The following is a 14,136-nucleotide window of genomic DNA, read 5'->3' as shown; positions in this document are numbered from 1 at the left end:
GAAACGAACGCCTGAAAATGAAAAGGCAGGTCCGAAAGGGCCTGCCTTTTTTGTGTCCGTCCTTGAGACCGGCGATCGCGTCCTGCGGCGACGGACGGGGAACGTGCATCGGTCAGGCGGAACAAAAAAGGCCCGGAAATCGATCTCGATTTCCGGGCCTTTCTATGCGGGTCTTCGAAGAGCCGAAACGCCGTTCCGCTTGAAGGCGGGACGGCGTTTTGGCGGAATTAGATCCGGCGGTAGCCGATGCCCGACCAGCGACGGAATTTCGTCAGGAGGGACACATTGCTGTTGGCAGCCTCGGCCTGCTCGCCGGCGATCTGCTTCCAGGTCTCCAGCAGCGGCAAGAGAACCTTGCGATCGTCGAACAGGCGGAAGGACCGCTCGCGCGAGATCTCGTCGGCCTTCGCCCATTCCGCATCGCTCCAGCCTTCGCAGGCCTTGATCAGCGCGACCGCCTCGTCCTCGGACGCGTAGAGCCGGCCGGCCTCGCCGATGTATTCGTCCGCGCCCTCGACATTGCGGGCGACGACGGTACAGCCGGCCGCCATGGCTTCCGCGATCGACACGGGCATGCCGAAGGAGACGGTCGGGTCATAGGTGTGGACGTAGATGCCGGCCTCGCTGAGATAGGCGGCGACTTCCTCATAGGTGATGTCATGCACCATCTCGACCGGGCTGCCGAGATCGCGGTTGATCTGCTCGAGCTCGCGGTAATGGTCGTTCGGCCCGAGGCTGCAGAGGATCAGCACGGCGCGGTAGTCGGGCAGGCGGCTGGCAATGCGGATGAAGGTGGCGAGGTCCTTCGGCTGCTTGCAGGCGGCTGTCCGCACGATCATCTTGCGGTTCTTCTCGACCCGCGGCGCCAGCCATTCCGGATGGAAGCAGGAGACCATGGGCAGGATCTTGCTGGTCGCCGAGCCCCATTTGTTCGCCAGATGCGGGAACATGTAGAGCCGCTCAATCGTCGGCTCTCGCTCGACGCGGGCGATCTGCTTCGGCACGAAGTGCCAGTGGCCGCGCGCCGTCAGCGGGATGCCCATGCGCTTGGCGGCATCCTTGTACTTCAGGGCGGTCTGGGTCCAGTGCGTATGGACGACGTCCGGCTTTACGCGCTCGATGGTCTCGAGCAGCGTGCCCCGGTGGACGACGACGTCGCACTGCGCCTGGGACTTCGGCTCGCCGCGCGACCAGACCTCGATGTGCACGCCCCAGCCCTGCATCCGCTGGATCTCGGCATTGATGTAAGATTCGGACAGCTGCGGGAAGCTGTCCAGCGCGTAGAGCACCTTCAGCGGGGTTCCGTCCCGCTTCAGAACGGGCGGACGCTGCTCCGAATCCTGCCCTGCACCCCAATCGGCGACCAAAGCTGACATGACTCTTCCTTTCGGGAAATACTTCTCAGTGTGATCGTTACAAAAGATTGCCGGCTCACTCAACCAAAGCCTTGGCATTGGCTGACAAAGTGATGCGCTGTGACATTGCGCAATGGCACGGGAGGTGGCCGCTGGAGGGGGGCAAGCTCGTTAGCCGCGGATGTCCTGCATGAACCCCTGGCGCAGCATCGCCTCGGACCCGTCGAACCGCAGCGACCTGGCGTACCGGAAATCGGCCTCGGCGTTGAAACCTGCATGGCCGACGATCGACTTGTAATAGCTGGCGCCGTTGTAATGCGTTCCCCGGGCGGCGATCTCGGTGAATTCCTCGACGGCGCCCGGCGAGAATTTGTAGTGCAGCAGCACGGCCTGGACCGGCGAGAAGTTTCTCGCGATCGGCAGCGGGCCATGATGGCTGCCGCCGTTGAACTGGGTGGCGTCGTCGGCAAAGATCACCGGGAACTTGGTCAGCCGCATGTTGGTGCCGAACAGGCGGCGACGCGGTCCGCCGCGGATGGCCGTGCAGAATTTGTCGTTGCCGATGCCGTAGCCGTCGCCGTCGTACAGTGGGCAGATCGCCGTCGGAAGGGCGTCGGCGGCCTCCGCCTGTTGGGCGGCGCCGAGAGCGCCATCGGGATAGATGTCGATCATCGAGGCCAGCGAGCGCTTGGCGCCGATCCGCTCAAGGTCCGCGATGAAGGCGGAGAGCGGCCTCGTCTCGCAGCCCGGGAAGATCAGGTATTCGTCGCTGTCGATCGAGACGTACCAGCGGCCGCGGCCGTAGAGATCGACCAGCATGTCCCGCCAGGCGAGCCCCCCGCCGGCATCGCCGAAACCGACATTCGATTCGTAGAGATCGACATCGCCGGCCGCGAGGAGGAGGGGCCGCGTGCCGTCGCTCGAGCGATCGTCGACGAAGGCGAAGCGCTTCACCCCCAGCCGGCGGTAGTGCGCGAGGAAGGAGGGCAGGTACTTTTCGGCGTTCTTCATGATGCAGATCAACACGACATCGGAGCGCCCGAGTTCGCCGGCGGCGTGGTGCACCCGCGTCAGCTCGATGCCGTCGCGGCTCTTCGCCCGCTGGCGGAAACGCCGGTTGCGGAAGGGCAGCTGCAGCCGCTCGAACAGGCCGGGCTTGCCGATCCGGCGCCACTCGTCGGGGTGTCTCACGGGATACTGCATGGCACGGGGCCTCGTTTATCGTCGACCCGCTCGTGACATATGCGTCCATCCGTGGCAACGCCGAAGCGCGGCGCAACGGGGCGGGGCAGGGCTCGCGCGGGATGGCCTCGACAATCGGCGCTTCTTGTGGCGACGTCGCCGCAACGTTATCTGCCGGCAGCGCGACCTTTGCGCTCCCGCCCGGCTCGACCGATCATTCAGCATGGATATCCGCAGTGGCAGATGACACCGGCACCGATTTCTGGCGCTCGCTCTTGTCGACATACGAGACGATCGTCCTGGTGGCCAACAGCGAGGAGGCGCTGGCCGTCGATCTCGGCGCGGGTTGGCCGAGCGGAACGCTGTTCGTCTTCTTCAACGATGCACGCCGGGTGGTCGCCGAGCGGTTCGACCGCGATGCGCTTCTGGTGCTGCGCAGCGGCCGCGAGGGGCCGAGCGTCATCCGGCGCAACCGCCTTGCCCCGGTCGCGGCCTGTTTCGCACCGGGCCGGCTGAAGGGTATTCTCAACCTCGTGGTCGCCGACACCGAGGCGCCGGCAAGTCTGCGCGAACACGCGGGTTGTCCGCTGGTCCCATTGGACCTGACAGGTTATTTCGCCGATCGCTATACCGGCGGCAAGATCGCCAGCAGCGGTTACGCCATGGCGGTCTGGATCAGCGCCATGCTGCCGGATGCCCGCGTCGTCCTCTGCGGTTTCAACGCCTTGCGGTCGGAGAACTGGAAGGTGTTCGACATTCACGACTGGGCGTTCGAGCAGACGGCGTTGCGCCTCGCTACCCGCCTCGGAATCCTTGAGATCGAGGGCACTCCGCGCACGGGTCCCGATGCCGTAACCGCGCTGCAGGCCCAGTTTCCCGGCGCCGATCTGACGGCACTGCTCGCAGTGCACGCCGAGGTTCTCGCCGAGCGGCTCGAGCATACCAACCGTTTCGTCGACAAGCTCTGGTCGCTGACCCGTTTCAGCCGCCTCGGCCGCAAGCTGCTGACCTTCTGGCGCTAGGGACCCGCCCGCCGCAGGCCATGAGACGGGCGATGATTCCTGCGCCGAACCTACCGAAAGGGCTTGCCAAGCGGGCGTCCAGCGACTAATCGGGGATCGTTCTAAAGGGGCATAGCTCAGTTGGTAGAGCGGCGGTCTCCAAAACCGCAGGTCGTCGGTTCGAGCCCGGCTGCCCCTGCCAGGACTTTTTGATCGTCATCACATCTCGCTGTAGTTATTTCGCTCGCTCCTTGGCGGGGCGTTGCACGACTGCGCCTGGGGTTTCCGGCAGTTTGCCGCCGATGCCCGGTGACAAACGCTTCGCGATGCGGCAGAGCACGGGCGAGAGCAGAGCAGCGGCCGGACCGGTTCGCCTGGGCGCGTCGGGGTGGACAGGTGCAGAACGGCGTTTTCCTGGCATTCCTCGCCTACATCGCGTTCGCGATCAGCGACGCCTCGGTCAAATTCATCGACGGCAGTCTCGATGCCTTCCAGGTCGCCTTCACCGGCGCGCTTCTCAGCATGCTGACGCTGCCTTTCGTCCGCCGACCGAATGAGCGGCTGACCGACATCTTCCGCTCGACGCGTCGCCCGCTCTGGACCGCCCGGGCACTGCTGACGGCTGTCTCGGCAACTTCCAGCGTCATGGCGTTCACGCATCTCTCGATGCCGGAAGCGTTTTCGGTGATCTTCCTGATGCCGATCATCGTGACGCTGCTCTCGATCGTCTTCCTCAAGGAGAAGGTCGGCGGCTGGCGCTGGTCGGCGGTGCTGATCGGCTTCGTCGGCGTCCTCGTGGTGCTCCGCCCCGGCTTTCGCGAGCTCGGGCTCGGCCATGCGGCGGCGCTCGTCGGGGCGTTCTCGGGTGCCGGCTCGGTCGTCACCTTCCGGATGGCCGGGCCGGAGGAGAAGCGCATCTCCCTGTTCGGCGCTGGTCTTCTCGGCGCGCTGGTGCTGAACGGCATTCTGATGCTGCCGTCCTGGATCACCCCGGACCTTCTGCAGATCGCCTATCTCCTGGTCTACGGTCTGCTGATGGCCCTCGGGCAGGTGCTGATCATGCTCGCGGTGCAATATGCGCCGGCCAGCCAGATCGCCGTCCCGCAATACAGCCAGATGATCTGGGCGCTGATGTTCAGCTATCTCGTCTTCCATCAGCCGGTGGACGCCATGTCCTTTCTCGGTATCGGGCTGATCATCGTGGCCGGCCTGCTGACCTGGGCGCGCGAACGGATCAAGCTGCCTTTCCTCCGGCGCTCCTCGGTCATCCGTCCGCGCTGACCTGCAGCGCCGCCGCTGGTGGCATCGGGGTGCCCCAGCATCCGCTGCAGACGCTGCCGCTTGCCGGGCAGCATCACCTGCTTCGATCGCCACTCGACAATCCGCCGGAATGCGCGCACCACCGGGCGGCGCCACCAGGCGCCACCGAGCGAGGTTTCACAGCCCGCCACCGCCCTGCCATACCCATCCGCTTCGGATGATTTCGCCAAGAAGGAGCTTCCCCAATGGCTGACGCACTCTCTCCCGCCGTCCCCAAGGCCGTTCCCGCGCCGCGCGACCAGCACCTGCGCGATCTCGCCGACTGCATCCGCTTCCTGTCTATGGACGCCGTGCAGCAGGCCAAGAGCGGCCACCCCGGCGCGCCGATGGGCATGGCCGACATCGCGACCGTCCTCTACAAGGATTTCATGCAGTTCGATGCGGCCGATCCGCATTGGTTCGACCGCGACCGCTTCCTTCTGTCGAACGGTCACGGCTCGATGCTGCTCTATAGCCTCCTGTACCTGACGGGCTCGAAGGACATGACGCTGGAGGAGCTGAAGCGCTTCCGGCAGATCGGCAGCAAGACCGCCGGCCATCCCGAGTACAAGCACGCCGACGGCATCGAGACGACGACCGGTCCGCTCGGGCAGGGCCTTGCCAACTCGGTCGGCTTCGGCTTGGCCGAGCGCATCCTGAATGCCAAGTTCGGCGACGACATCTGCGATCACTGGACCTACGTCTTCATGGGCGATGGCTGCTTGATGGAGGGCCTGAGCCAGGAGGCGATCTCCATGGCGGGCCATTTCAAGCTCGGAAAGCTCATCGCCTTCTGGGACGACAACTCGATCTCCATCGACGGTGCGACGAGCCTTGCGGTCTCCGACAATGAGATCGAGCGCTTCCGCGCGTCCGGTTGGCATGTCCAGGAGATCGACGGGCACGATACCGACGCCATCCGCGACGCGATCACCGCGGCGCGCGCGGTGACCGACAAGCCGTCGATGATCGCCTGCAAGACCATCATCGGCTTCGGCTTCCCGACCAAGGCTGGTACACAGAAGGCCCACAGCGACGCCCCCGGCGAGGACGAGATCGCCGGCGCCCGCAAGCTCCTCGGCTGGGACTCGCCGCCTTTCGTCATTCCCGATCATCTTCTCAGTGCCTGGCGGGAGATCGGCGCCAAGGGGCGCACCGCGCGTGCAGCCTGGGCGGACCGGGTGAAAGCCTTGCCGGATGGGCTGCGGCAGGAGTTCGAACGCCGGAACGACGGCGAGCTGCCGGCCGACTGGAAGAACGCCATCGCTGCCGCGAAGACCGAGTTTCGCGCCGGTGAGAAGGACTTCGCGACGCGGCAGGCGAGCGGCATCGTGCTCGACCATCTGGCGGCGGTCCTGCCGGAACTGCTCGGCGGATCGGCCGACCTCACGCCGTCGAACAACACCAAGGCGAAGGGCATGGTCGAGATCCGTGCCGACGACTTCAACGGCACCTACATGCACTATGGCGTGCGCGAGCACGGCATGGCGGCGGCGATGAACGGCATCGCCCTGCATGGCGGGCTGATCCCCTATGGCGGCACCTTCCTGTGCTTCTCCGACTACTGCCGTCCGTCGATCCGGCTCGCCGCGCTGATGCAGATCCGCACGATCTTCGTCATGACGCATGACTCGATCGGCCTCGGCGAAGACGGCCCGACGCATCAGCCGGTCGAGCATCTGGCGGCTCTGCGGGCGATACCGCAGCTCGCCGTCTACCGTCCGGGCGACCCGATCGAGACGGCCGAGTGCTGGGAGCTGATCCTCGATGCGCCCCGCCGCGCCGCGCTGATCGCGCTGTCGCGTCAGCCAATGCTGCTGCTGCGGCGGGAGGACGGCACGGAAAACCGCTCGGCGCGCGGTGCCTACGTCCTGCTCGAGGCCGAGGGCGGCGAGCGCCAGCTGACGCTGATCGGCACCGGCTCCGAACTGCAGCTGGCGGTCGAAGCGCGCGAGATCCTGCAGAAGGAAGGCATCCCGACCGCAGTCGTCTCCATGCCGTGCCACCTTCTCTTCGAGGAGCAGGACGCCGCCTACAAGAAGGCCGTGATGGGCAAGACCCATGCGCGAGTCGCGGTCGAGGCCGCGGTCGAGCTCGGCTGGGGCCGCTACATCGGCTTCCACGGCCGTTTCGTCGGCATGCACAGCTTCGGTGCGTCCGGCAAGATCGGGGACGTCTACGAGAAGTTCGGCATCACGACCGAGGCCGTGGTTCGCGCCGCCCGCGAGAGCCTCGCCGACGTCGCCGGCTGATCGCGGACATCCAGTGCAATGAGGAAGAGGGCGGCCTGGTTTTTTAGCCGCCCTTTTCCGTTTCCGGCACTGCGCTCATCGGCTCGCCCGTGACACCCTCCGCCGGATAAGCTGAGCAATTCTTGGTGGTTGCCCGGTGACAGGCGAGCGGCCCGGCGCCATCTTGATCCGAGAAACGGGCCGGAGTGCCCGTGGAGGATCGTTATGTGCCAGGAATTCGATCGCGATGCCGCGTCTCCCAATCCGCTCGGCCGTCGTCTGACGCGACGCCGTTTCGGGTGCCTGGCGTTGCCGGCACTGATTCTACCTTGGCTTCCCGGCGTCGCGCTGGCAGAGACGGCTTCTTCGGATCCAGTCGTGCCCTTGCCGATGCGCGAGATTGCGGCTGGCGTCTATGTCCACCACGGGGCCATCGACCTGATGCGCGCGGCCAATGACGGCGCGATCGCCAATATCGGCTTCATCGTCGGACGCGACAGCGTTGCGGTGATCGACAGCGGCGGGAGCGTGCGGGAGGGACGGCAGCTTCTCGAAGCGGTGCGGGCAGTCACCCGTCTGCCGATCCGCTACGTCGTCAACACCCACATGCACCCCGACCACGTCTTTGGCAACGCTGCCTTCCTCGGCGGCGAGGCGGTCTTCGTCGGCCACCACAACCTCTCGGCCGCGCTGGCGGCACGGCGCGACTCCTATCTGGCCTCGAATGTCGAACTCATGGGCGCAGCGTTGATGGCCGAGGTGGCGATCATCCCGCCGACGCTTGCGGTCGACGACACGGTGACGCTCGATCTTGGGGGGCGGACGCTGCAGCTGAAAGCCTGGCGGACGGCGCACACCGATAACGACCTGACCGTTCTCGACGAGGCCAGCGGGACGCTGTTTGCCGGCGACCTCGTCTTTCTCGAGCATTGCCCGACCTTCGACGGAAGCCTGATCGGCTGGCTCGATGTCCTCGGCGGCCTCGGCGGCATCAAGGCGGCAAGGCTCGTACCCGGTCATGGCCCGGTCGACGCGCCGTGGCCCGCCGCCTCGGGGGACACCGAGCGATATCTTGGCGTGCTGGCCCGCGACCTCCGGCGGTCGATCGTGGATGGCCTGTCGCTGACCGCGGCGCTGGAGACGGCTGGGCAGTCGGAGGCCGGGAGATGGCAGTTGTTCGACGAGTACAACCGCCGCAACGCGACCGGCGCCTTTGCCGAACTCGAATGGGAGTAGGCGCCGTGCCGCTCGGCTTAATTTAAAGCATTCAGAAGGCGCTCCAACCATCTAAAATCGATCGTTATCTAACGATTGTGGTGCATGACGAGGTGCCGACTGGTCCGGCTCTTCACGACCGGGCCGGAGCGGGGCCGGCGCGGCGTCGCCGCCGCTCCGGCCCTGCCGGCATCAGCTGGTCTTCAGCGCCTTGACGATCTGGTCGACGTTGTTCTGGAACATCTTGAGATAGGTCGAAGCAGGACCGTCGGGGCCCGACAGCGCGTCGGAGTAGAGCGTGCCGCCGACCTTCGCCTTCGTCTCGCTGGCGATCCGGTCGATCAGTCGGGGGTCGCTGACGTTCTCGATGAAGACGGCCCGGATGCCCTCGCTCTTGATCTGGTCGATAATCTTGGCGACGTCCGAGGCGGAAGCCTCAGACTCGGTCGAGACGCCCTCCGGCGCGATGAAGTTCACATCATAGGCCCGGGCGAAGTAGCCGAAGGCGTCGTGCGAGGTGACGGCCTTGCGCTGGGCCTTCGGCACGGTCGCGAGTTCCGCCTTGACCGTCGCATCCATCTCCTTGATCGCCGCGATGAATGTATCGCCGTTGGCGCGGTAGTCGGCTGCATGCTCCGGATCGGCCGCCGACAGGCCCTTCACGATGTTCTCGGCGTAGACGACACCGTTCGACAGGTCCTGCCAGGCGTGCGGGTCGTTGATGTGGTGGTGATGGTCGTCGCCGGCTTTGCCCGGCACTTCCGCGGCATGATCTGCTTCCTCTTCCTCCCGGGTGAAGGGGATCGGCTTCAGGCCGGTCGTCGCGACGATCTCGGTGCCCTTGAAGCCGGCGGTATCGCCCAGCCGCGTCATCCAGCCCTCGAACTGCAGGCCGTTGACCACGAGCAGTTTCGCCGCGGAGACCGCCCGCACGTCCGACGGCGTCGGCTCGTAGACATGTGCGTCGCCATCCGGCCCGACGAGGGTCGTCAGCTCCACGTGGTCGCGGCCGATTTCGCTGACCATGTCGCCGAGGATCGAGAACGAGGCGACGACCTTGACCTTGTCGGCGGCAGAGGCGGTGCCGCCAAGGGCCAGCGCCGAAGCTCCGAATGCAAGAGAAAGCAGGAGATTACGGATACGCATTGATGCTGCCTTTCAGGAGTGGAAGTGCGGGCGGTGAAGGGTGCGGGCCAGGACACTGTCGAAGCGGCCGAACAGCACCGAGACGGCGTAGACGACGCTCGCCGACAAGATGATCGCCGGGGAGGCCGGCAGATCGTTGTGGTAGGAGACCAGCAAGCCAACGAACGAAGCCGCGAGCCCGACGATGGCTGCCGCCAGCATCTGGCCGGATACGCTCTCGGCCCAGAATCGAGAGGCCGCGGCGGGCAGCATCATGATGCCGACGACCATCAGCGTTCCCAGTGCCTGGAAGCCGCCGACAAGGTTCAGCACCACGAGCGTGACGAACAGCATGTGTACGGCGCCGCCCCCACCACCGACCGAGCGCAGGAAGCCGGGGTCGAGGCATTCGGCGATCAGCGGGCGGTAGAACAGGGCGAGCACGATCATCGTCACCGTGGTGATCCCGGCCATCAGCAGAACCGCCGGATCGTTCAGCGCGAGCACCGTTCCGAACAGCACATGCAGGAGGTCGATGTTCGAGCCGTGCACGGAGACCAGCAGCACGCCGAGCCCGAGCGAGGAGAGGTAGAAGGCGGCGAAACTTGCATCCTCGCGCAATGGCGTGAACCGCGAGACAAGGCCGGCGAGCACGGCGACGGCAAGACCGGTGATCATGCCGCCAATGGTCATGGCGTAGACGGAGAAGCCGGCAATCAGGAAGCCGACGGCAGCGCCCGGCAGGATCGCATGGCTCATCGCATCGCCGACAAGGCTCATCCGGCGGAGCACCAGGAGGACGCCGAGCGGGCAGGCGCCCAGCGCCAGCGCCAGGCAGCCGACGAGCGCCCTCCGCATGAAGCCGTACTCGACGAAGGGATGGATCAGGGTCGCATAGAGGTTCATGCCGCGCTCCGTGCCGTGAAGCCGGGATCCTCCGACCAGCTCTCGCTGATCTGCCGCGCCGTCTTCAGGCGGTCGGGCTGCAGGACCTCGGCCGTTGGCCCCCAGCCCACAAGCTCGCGGGCGATCAGCAAGGTCTCGGGGAAATGCTCTCGGACCAGCTCCATGTCGTGCAGCACGGCGATCACCGTTCGCTGTTCGCCGTGCCATCGGCGCACGATGGCCATGAGGTCGAGGACGGTGCGGGTGTCGATGGCGTTGAACGGCTCGTCGAGCAGCAGCAGGCGCGCATCCTGCACCAGGACGCGGGCGAACAGCGCCCGCTGCAGCTGGCCCCCCGACAGGGTGCCGATGCTGCGGTGCTCGAAGCCGGCGAGGCCGACGGCATCGATTGCCTCGGCGATCCGGTCGCGGGTCCGGCCGCGAATGCCGCCGAAGATGCCGGCATCGCGCCAGGCGCCGAGCGAGACGAGGTCGGCGACGTCGAGGGGAAAGGACCGGTCGAGTTCGTTGGCCTGCGGCAGATAGGCAATGTCGCGCCGCGCGACGCCACCCAGATGAACCGATCCCTGAGAAATCGGCAGCAAGCCCATGATGCCCTTTAGCAAGGTCGACTTACCTGCACCGTTGGGGCCGACCACCGCGGTGAGCGATCCACCGGCAAAGCTGCCGGAGACGTGGTGCACAGCGGGCTGGCGGCGGTAGGCGAGCGTCAGGTCGTCGAGCCTGACGATGGGCGTCGCCGCGCTCACCGCCACAGGTCCAACGCCAGGGCGACGGCGATCCAGAGAGCGATGATCGGCAAGGAGACCATTGCGAGCCGCTCCAGCGCCGAGCGCTGCAAGGCCGATCGGCGAGGGCGCTGCGGGGATGCTTCCGTATCCGGTGATGGTGTCATGACCAGTCTCTCGAAGGCCGCCGGTGGCGTCCTGATGGTGTGTGTGCCGCCTCGGGCGGCCGGGATAAGGCAATCCGTGACAGTTGCCGGACGAGCCGCTGCAGCGAAGTTCCGCCCCGGCCAAACTGCCGGGCTGCTGAGGAATGTTATAAAGTTACAATCTCGGTTGGCAAGTCCCTTTCGACAGGAGGGAGCGGCGGCGGTCAGTCGTCTTCCTCCTGCGGTCGCCTGCCGCTGAGAGTTCAATTGGTATAGGTGGGCACAGGGTCTCGGTCAGGTGCGCAGCTGAAAGAGGGGCGGGTCGGTATAGCTTTCCGCACGCGCTTCCGGCACGAAGTCGGCGGTCTTGCAGGGAAGCGCTGGTCTGCCCGGAGGTCGAATTGGGCGCTAAGTGGCAATCGGCATTTGACTTGCATGAGGGCTTGTGAATCACCTTGCCCGAGGCTATGTAGAGCCAACATCTAAATCCTTTTGGCGCGTGAGGCTGATGATCAGGCTCTACGCGCCTATAGCCGTGAGCACTCAATGGCTTCCAAGACCAATCCCGTGACCTTCATCAAGCAGGTCCAGACCGAGACGTCCAAGGTGACCTGGCCGTCGCGTCGCGAGACGATGATCTCGACGGCAATGGTGCTGGTCATGGTGGCGTTCGCGTCGATCTTTTTCTTCTTGGCTGATTTCGTGTTCGGGTATGCGATGAGCGTTATCCAGGGCGCCAGCATCTGAACCGCGGAGACAGTGTAATTTCATGACGGCTCGTTGGTATATCGTTCAGGCCTATTCGAATTTCGAGAAGAAGGTCGCTGAATCGATCGAGGAACAGGCGCGCCAGAAGGGTCTGTCCGATAAGTTCGAGAAGATCCTGGTGCCTACCGAGAAGGTTGTCGAGGTTCGTCGCGGTCGCAAGGTCGACGCCGAGCGCAAGTTCTTCCCGGGCTACGTGCTGGTGAAGGCCGAACTGACCGACGAAGTGTTCTCGATGATCAAGAACATTCCGAAGGTGACGGGCTTCCTCGGTCCGGACAACCGCCCGGTGGCGATCTCCGAGAACGAGGCCAACCAGATCCTGAGCCAGGTGCAGGACGGTGTCGAGCGGCCCAAGCCGACGGTATCGTTCGAGATCGGCGAGCAGATCCGCGTTTCCGACGGCCCGTTCGCCTCGTTCAACGGCACCGTTCAGGAAGTCGACCAGGAGCGTGCGCGCCTCAAGGTCGAGGTTTCGATCTTCGGGCGGGCGACGCCGGTCGATCTTGAATTCAGTCAGGTCGAAAAGGTCTGACCGAAGGAGCGGGGCTTCGGCCCCCATGGCGAAAGCCGCTCCACAGCGTGCGGGAGGACCTGTCGTTTTAAGCCGACGACATGTCCGTACCGCGCAACTGCAAACGTGTCGCTCCGGCGGCCCAAGCCGCTGCCATTCTTCGGGGTGGGGCGGCGTAACCACAAAGGCAGAAACGAATGGCTAAAAAGATTGCAGGCCAGCTGAAACTGCAGGTCAAGGCGGCCTCGGCGACCCCGTCCCCGCCGATCGGCCCGGCGCTGGGTCAGCGCGGCATCAACATCATGGAATTCTGCAAGGCGTTCAACGCCCAGACGCAGGAAATGGAGAAGGGTTCGCCCGTCCCCGTCGTCATCACCTATTACGTCGACAAGTCGTTCACGTTCGTGATGAAGACCGCTCCGGTCAGCTTCTTCCTGAAGAAGGCCGCTGGCCTGACGGCTGGCTCCAAGGAGCCCGGCAAGGTCAATGCTGGTTCGGTGACGCGCGCGCAGGTCAAGGAGATCGCCGAGGCGAAGCTCAAGGATCTCAATGCGAACGACATCGACGCAGCCATGCTGATGATCGAAGGTTCGGCCCGTTCCATGGGCCTGGAAGTGGTGGGCTGAGACCATGGCAAAAGCTGGAAAGCGTATCGTCAACGCACGTGACGGCATCGACCGCGAGAAGCTCTACGGCCTCACCGAGGCGCTGAAGATGCTGAAGGAGCGGGCCACCGCCAAGTTCGACGAGACCATCGAGATCGCGATGAACCTCGGCGTCGATCCCCGCCATGCCGACCAGATGGTCCGCGGCGTGGTCAACCTGCCGAACGGCACGGGCCGTACCGTCCGCGTCGCCGTATTCGCCCGTGGTGACAAGGCTGAAGAGGCCCGCGCCGCCGGTGCCGACATTGTTGGTGCGGAAGATCTCGTCGAGCAGGTCCAGGCCGGCAACATCGACTTCGATCGCGCCATCGCGACCCCGGACATGATGGGCCTCGTCGGTCGCCTCGGTAAGGTTCTCGGCCCCCGCGGCCTGATGCCGAACCCGCGCGTCGGCACGGTGACACCGGATGTCGCCGCTGCCGTCAAGGCGTCCAAGGGTGGTGCCGTCGAGTTCCGCGTCGAGAAGGCTGGCATCGTGCACGCCGGCGTCGGCAAGGCTTCGTTCGAGCTCGACGCGCTCGCCGAGAACATCCGCGCGTTTGCGGATGCGGTGACCCGCGCCAAGCCGTCGGGTGCCAAGGGCAATTACGTCCAGCGCATCTCGGTCACCTCGACCATGGGCCCGGGCGTAAAAGTCGAGCTGGCGAGCCTCCAGGCTTAAGCCGTTCGGCGGGCCTCACGGCCATGTCATTTGAATTCGGGCGGCGGATCTGATCCGTCGCCCGTAGATGCGTTCCGGGATTCTGTCCCGGTGCATGGAGGTCGCAAGATCTCCGGAAGAGCTGAAAGGCTCCTCCGACCTGTCCAAGAGTGCAGGCGATACCAAGGCCTTGGCCGCGGTTCTTAATCGTCGAAAGCCTGCATTAGACGGGGAATGTTCCGATTTCCCAGGCTCTGCCTGGTGTTTTGGTTCGAACCTCTGAATGCCTTGCGCCTGCCGTTGTTCCTCGGAATTTGCGGTTGCCAAGGGGACAGGATCCTCGAGCGTCGCCCGGGTGGTCCGG

General features: G+C 65.2%; 14 protein-coding genes and 1 tRNA gene. 9 read left to right on the top strand and 6 right to left on the bottom strand.

Going from position 1 to position 14,136, the window contains the following annotated elements; all coding sequences use genetic code 11:
* Positions 1 to 227: 227 nt before the first annotated feature.
* Both ACZL02_RS24050 and ACZL02_RS24045 read right to left on the bottom strand, forming a co-directional pair.
* A complete protein-coding gene (locus ACZL02_RS24050) occupies positions 228 to 1,376 on the bottom strand; it encodes a glycosyltransferase (RefSeq protein WP_472937514.1) in 1,149 nt (382 codons plus the stop codon).
* Between the two features lie 150 nt (positions 1,377 to 1,526).
* Positions 1,527 to 2,558 carry a glycosyltransferase family 2 protein gene (locus ACZL02_RS24045; RefSeq protein WP_472937515.1) on the bottom strand — a complete coding sequence of 344 codons (1,032 nt, stop codon included), beginning with the start codon at positions 2,556 to 2,558 and terminating at the stop codon, positions 1,527 to 1,529.
* Between the two features lie 215 nt (positions 2,559 to 2,773).
* Between ACZL02_RS24045 and ACZL02_RS24040 the strand changes: the two genes are divergently transcribed.
* The 5 genes from ACZL02_RS24040 (at position 2,774) to ACZL02_RS24020 (ending at position 8,304) form a co-directional block, all read left to right on the top strand.
* A complete protein-coding gene (locus tag ACZL02_RS24040) occupies positions 2,774 to 3,559 on the top strand; it encodes a 3-deoxy-manno-octulosonate cytidylyltransferase (RefSeq protein WP_472937516.1) in 786 nt (261 codons plus the stop codon).
* 105 nt (positions 3,560 to 3,664) lie between these two features.
* Positions 3,665 to 3,740: transfer RNA gene (locus ACZL02_RS24035), tRNA-Trp, on the top strand.
* A gap of 194 nt (positions 3,741 to 3,934) precedes the next feature.
* Complete coding sequence (locus ACZL02_RS24030) at positions 3,935 to 4,819, top strand: DMT family transporter (protein ID WP_472937517.1); 885 nt, start codon at positions 3,935 to 3,937, stop codon at positions 4,817 to 4,819.
* 224 nt (positions 4,820 to 5,043) lie between these two features.
* Complete coding sequence (tkt, locus tag ACZL02_RS24025; RefSeq protein ID WP_472937518.1) at positions 5,044 to 7,089, top strand: transketolase; 2,046 nt, start codon at positions 5,044 to 5,046, stop codon at positions 7,087 to 7,089.
* Positions 7,090 to 7,371: 282 nt separating this feature from the next.
* Positions 7,372 to 8,304, top strand: coding sequence for a quinoprotein relay system zinc metallohydrolase 2 (locus ACZL02_RS24020; RefSeq protein WP_472938133.1), 933 nt, complete (start codon positions 7,372 to 7,374; stop codon positions 8,302 to 8,304).
* Between the two features lie 171 nt (positions 8,305 to 8,475).
* Here the strand turns inward: ACZL02_RS24020 and ACZL02_RS24015 are convergent, their stop codons facing one another.
* The 4 genes from ACZL02_RS24015 to ACZL02_RS24000 are packed head-to-tail and all read right to left on the bottom strand — an operon-like array spanning position 8,476 to position 11,209.
* Positions 8,476 to 9,429: a metal ABC transporter substrate-binding protein gene (locus tag ACZL02_RS24015; protein ID WP_472937519.1), complete on the bottom strand. Its 954-nt coding sequence runs from the start codon at positions 9,427 to 9,429 to the stop codon at positions 8,476 to 8,478.
* A 12-nt stretch (positions 9,430 to 9,441) separates the two neighbouring features.
* On the bottom strand, positions 9,442 to 10,314 hold the full coding sequence (locus ACZL02_RS24010; protein WP_472937520.1) for a metal ABC transporter permease: 873 nt from the start codon (positions 10,312 to 10,314) through the stop codon (positions 9,442 to 9,444).
* Positions 10,311 to 11,063 carry a metal ABC transporter ATP-binding protein gene (locus ACZL02_RS24005; protein ID WP_472937521.1) on the bottom strand — a complete coding sequence of 251 codons (753 nt, stop codon included), beginning with the start codon at positions 11,061 to 11,063 and terminating at the stop codon, positions 10,311 to 10,313. Before ACZL02_RS24005 ends, ACZL02_RS24010 begins: the two co-directional genes overlap by 4 nt.
* Positions 11,060 to 11,209 carry a hypothetical protein gene (locus ACZL02_RS24000; protein WP_472937522.1) on the bottom strand — a complete coding sequence of 50 codons (150 nt, stop codon included), beginning with the start codon at positions 11,207 to 11,209 and terminating at the stop codon, positions 11,060 to 11,062. Before ACZL02_RS24000 ends, ACZL02_RS24005 begins: the two co-directional genes overlap by 4 nt.
* Positions 11,210 to 11,734: 525 nt before the next feature.
* Here ACZL02_RS24000 and secE point away from each other — a divergent pair.
* From secE to rplA, 4 genes are all read left to right on the top strand, one after another.
* Positions 11,735 to 11,935 carry a preprotein translocase subunit SecE gene (gene secE, locus ACZL02_RS23995; RefSeq protein WP_472933174.1) on the top strand — a complete coding sequence of 67 codons (201 nt, stop codon included), beginning with the start codon at positions 11,735 to 11,737 and terminating at the stop codon, positions 11,933 to 11,935.
* Between the two features lie 22 nt (positions 11,936 to 11,957).
* A complete protein-coding gene (gene nusG, locus ACZL02_RS23990; RefSeq protein ID WP_472937523.1) occupies positions 11,958 to 12,488 on the top strand; it encodes a transcription termination/antitermination protein NusG in 531 nt (176 codons plus the stop codon).
* Positions 12,489 to 12,664: 176 nt separating this feature from the next.
* On the top strand, positions 12,665 to 13,093 hold the full coding sequence (rplK, locus tag ACZL02_RS23985) for a 50S ribosomal protein L11 (RefSeq protein ID WP_472933178.1): 429 nt from the start codon (positions 12,665 to 12,667) through the stop codon (positions 13,091 to 13,093).
* A gap of 4 nt (positions 13,094 to 13,097) precedes the next feature.
* Positions 13,098 to 13,793 (top strand): 50S ribosomal protein L1, encoded by a 696-nt coding sequence (gene rplA / locus ACZL02_RS23980; RefSeq protein WP_472937524.1) that lies wholly within the window; start codon positions 13,098 to 13,100, stop codon positions 13,791 to 13,793.
* Positions 13,794 to 14,136: the final 343 nt, after the last annotated feature.

Source organism: Mesocryomonas fontinalis, from assembly GCF_055730125.2.
This window is presented reverse-complemented; position numbering and strand designations above follow the sequence as displayed.

Excerpts from the sequence above, each read along its gene's own strand:
- ACZL02_RS24050 (WP_472937514.1), bottom strand. The coding sequence starts at position 1,376 with ATGTCAGCTTTGGTCGCCGATTGGGGTGCAGGGCAGGATTCGGAGCAG.
- ACZL02_RS24045 (WP_472937515.1), bottom strand. The coding sequence starts at position 2,558 with ATGCAGTATCCCGTGAGACACCCCGACGAGTGGCGCCGGATCGGCAAG.
- tkt (WP_472937518.1), top strand. The coding sequence starts at position 5,044 with ATGGCTGACGCACTCTCTCCCGCCGTCCCCAAGGCCGTTCCCGCGCCG.
- ACZL02_RS24015 (WP_472937519.1), bottom strand. The coding sequence starts at position 9,429 with ATGCGTATCCGTAATCTCCTGCTTTCTCTTGCATTCGGAGCTTCGGCG.
- ACZL02_RS24010 (WP_472937520.1), bottom strand. The coding sequence starts at position 10,314 with ATGAACCTCTATGCGACCCTGATCCATCCCTTCGTCGAGTACGGCTTC.
- ACZL02_RS24000 (WP_472937522.1), bottom strand. The coding sequence starts at position 11,209 with ATGACACCATCACCGGATACGGAAGCATCCCCGCAGCGCCCTCGCCGA.
- secE (WP_472933174.1), top strand. The coding sequence starts at position 11,735 with ATGGCTTCCAAGACCAATCCCGTGACCTTCATCAAGCAGGTCCAGACC.
- nusG (WP_472937523.1), top strand. The coding sequence starts at position 11,958 with ATGACGGCTCGTTGGTATATCGTTCAGGCCTATTCGAATTTCGAGAAG.
- rplK (WP_472933178.1), top strand. The coding sequence starts at position 12,665 with ATGGCTAAAAAGATTGCAGGCCAGCTGAAACTGCAGGTCAAGGCGGCC.
- rplA (WP_472937524.1), top strand. The coding sequence starts at position 13,098 with ATGGCAAAAGCTGGAAAGCGTATCGTCAACGCACGTGACGGCATCGAC.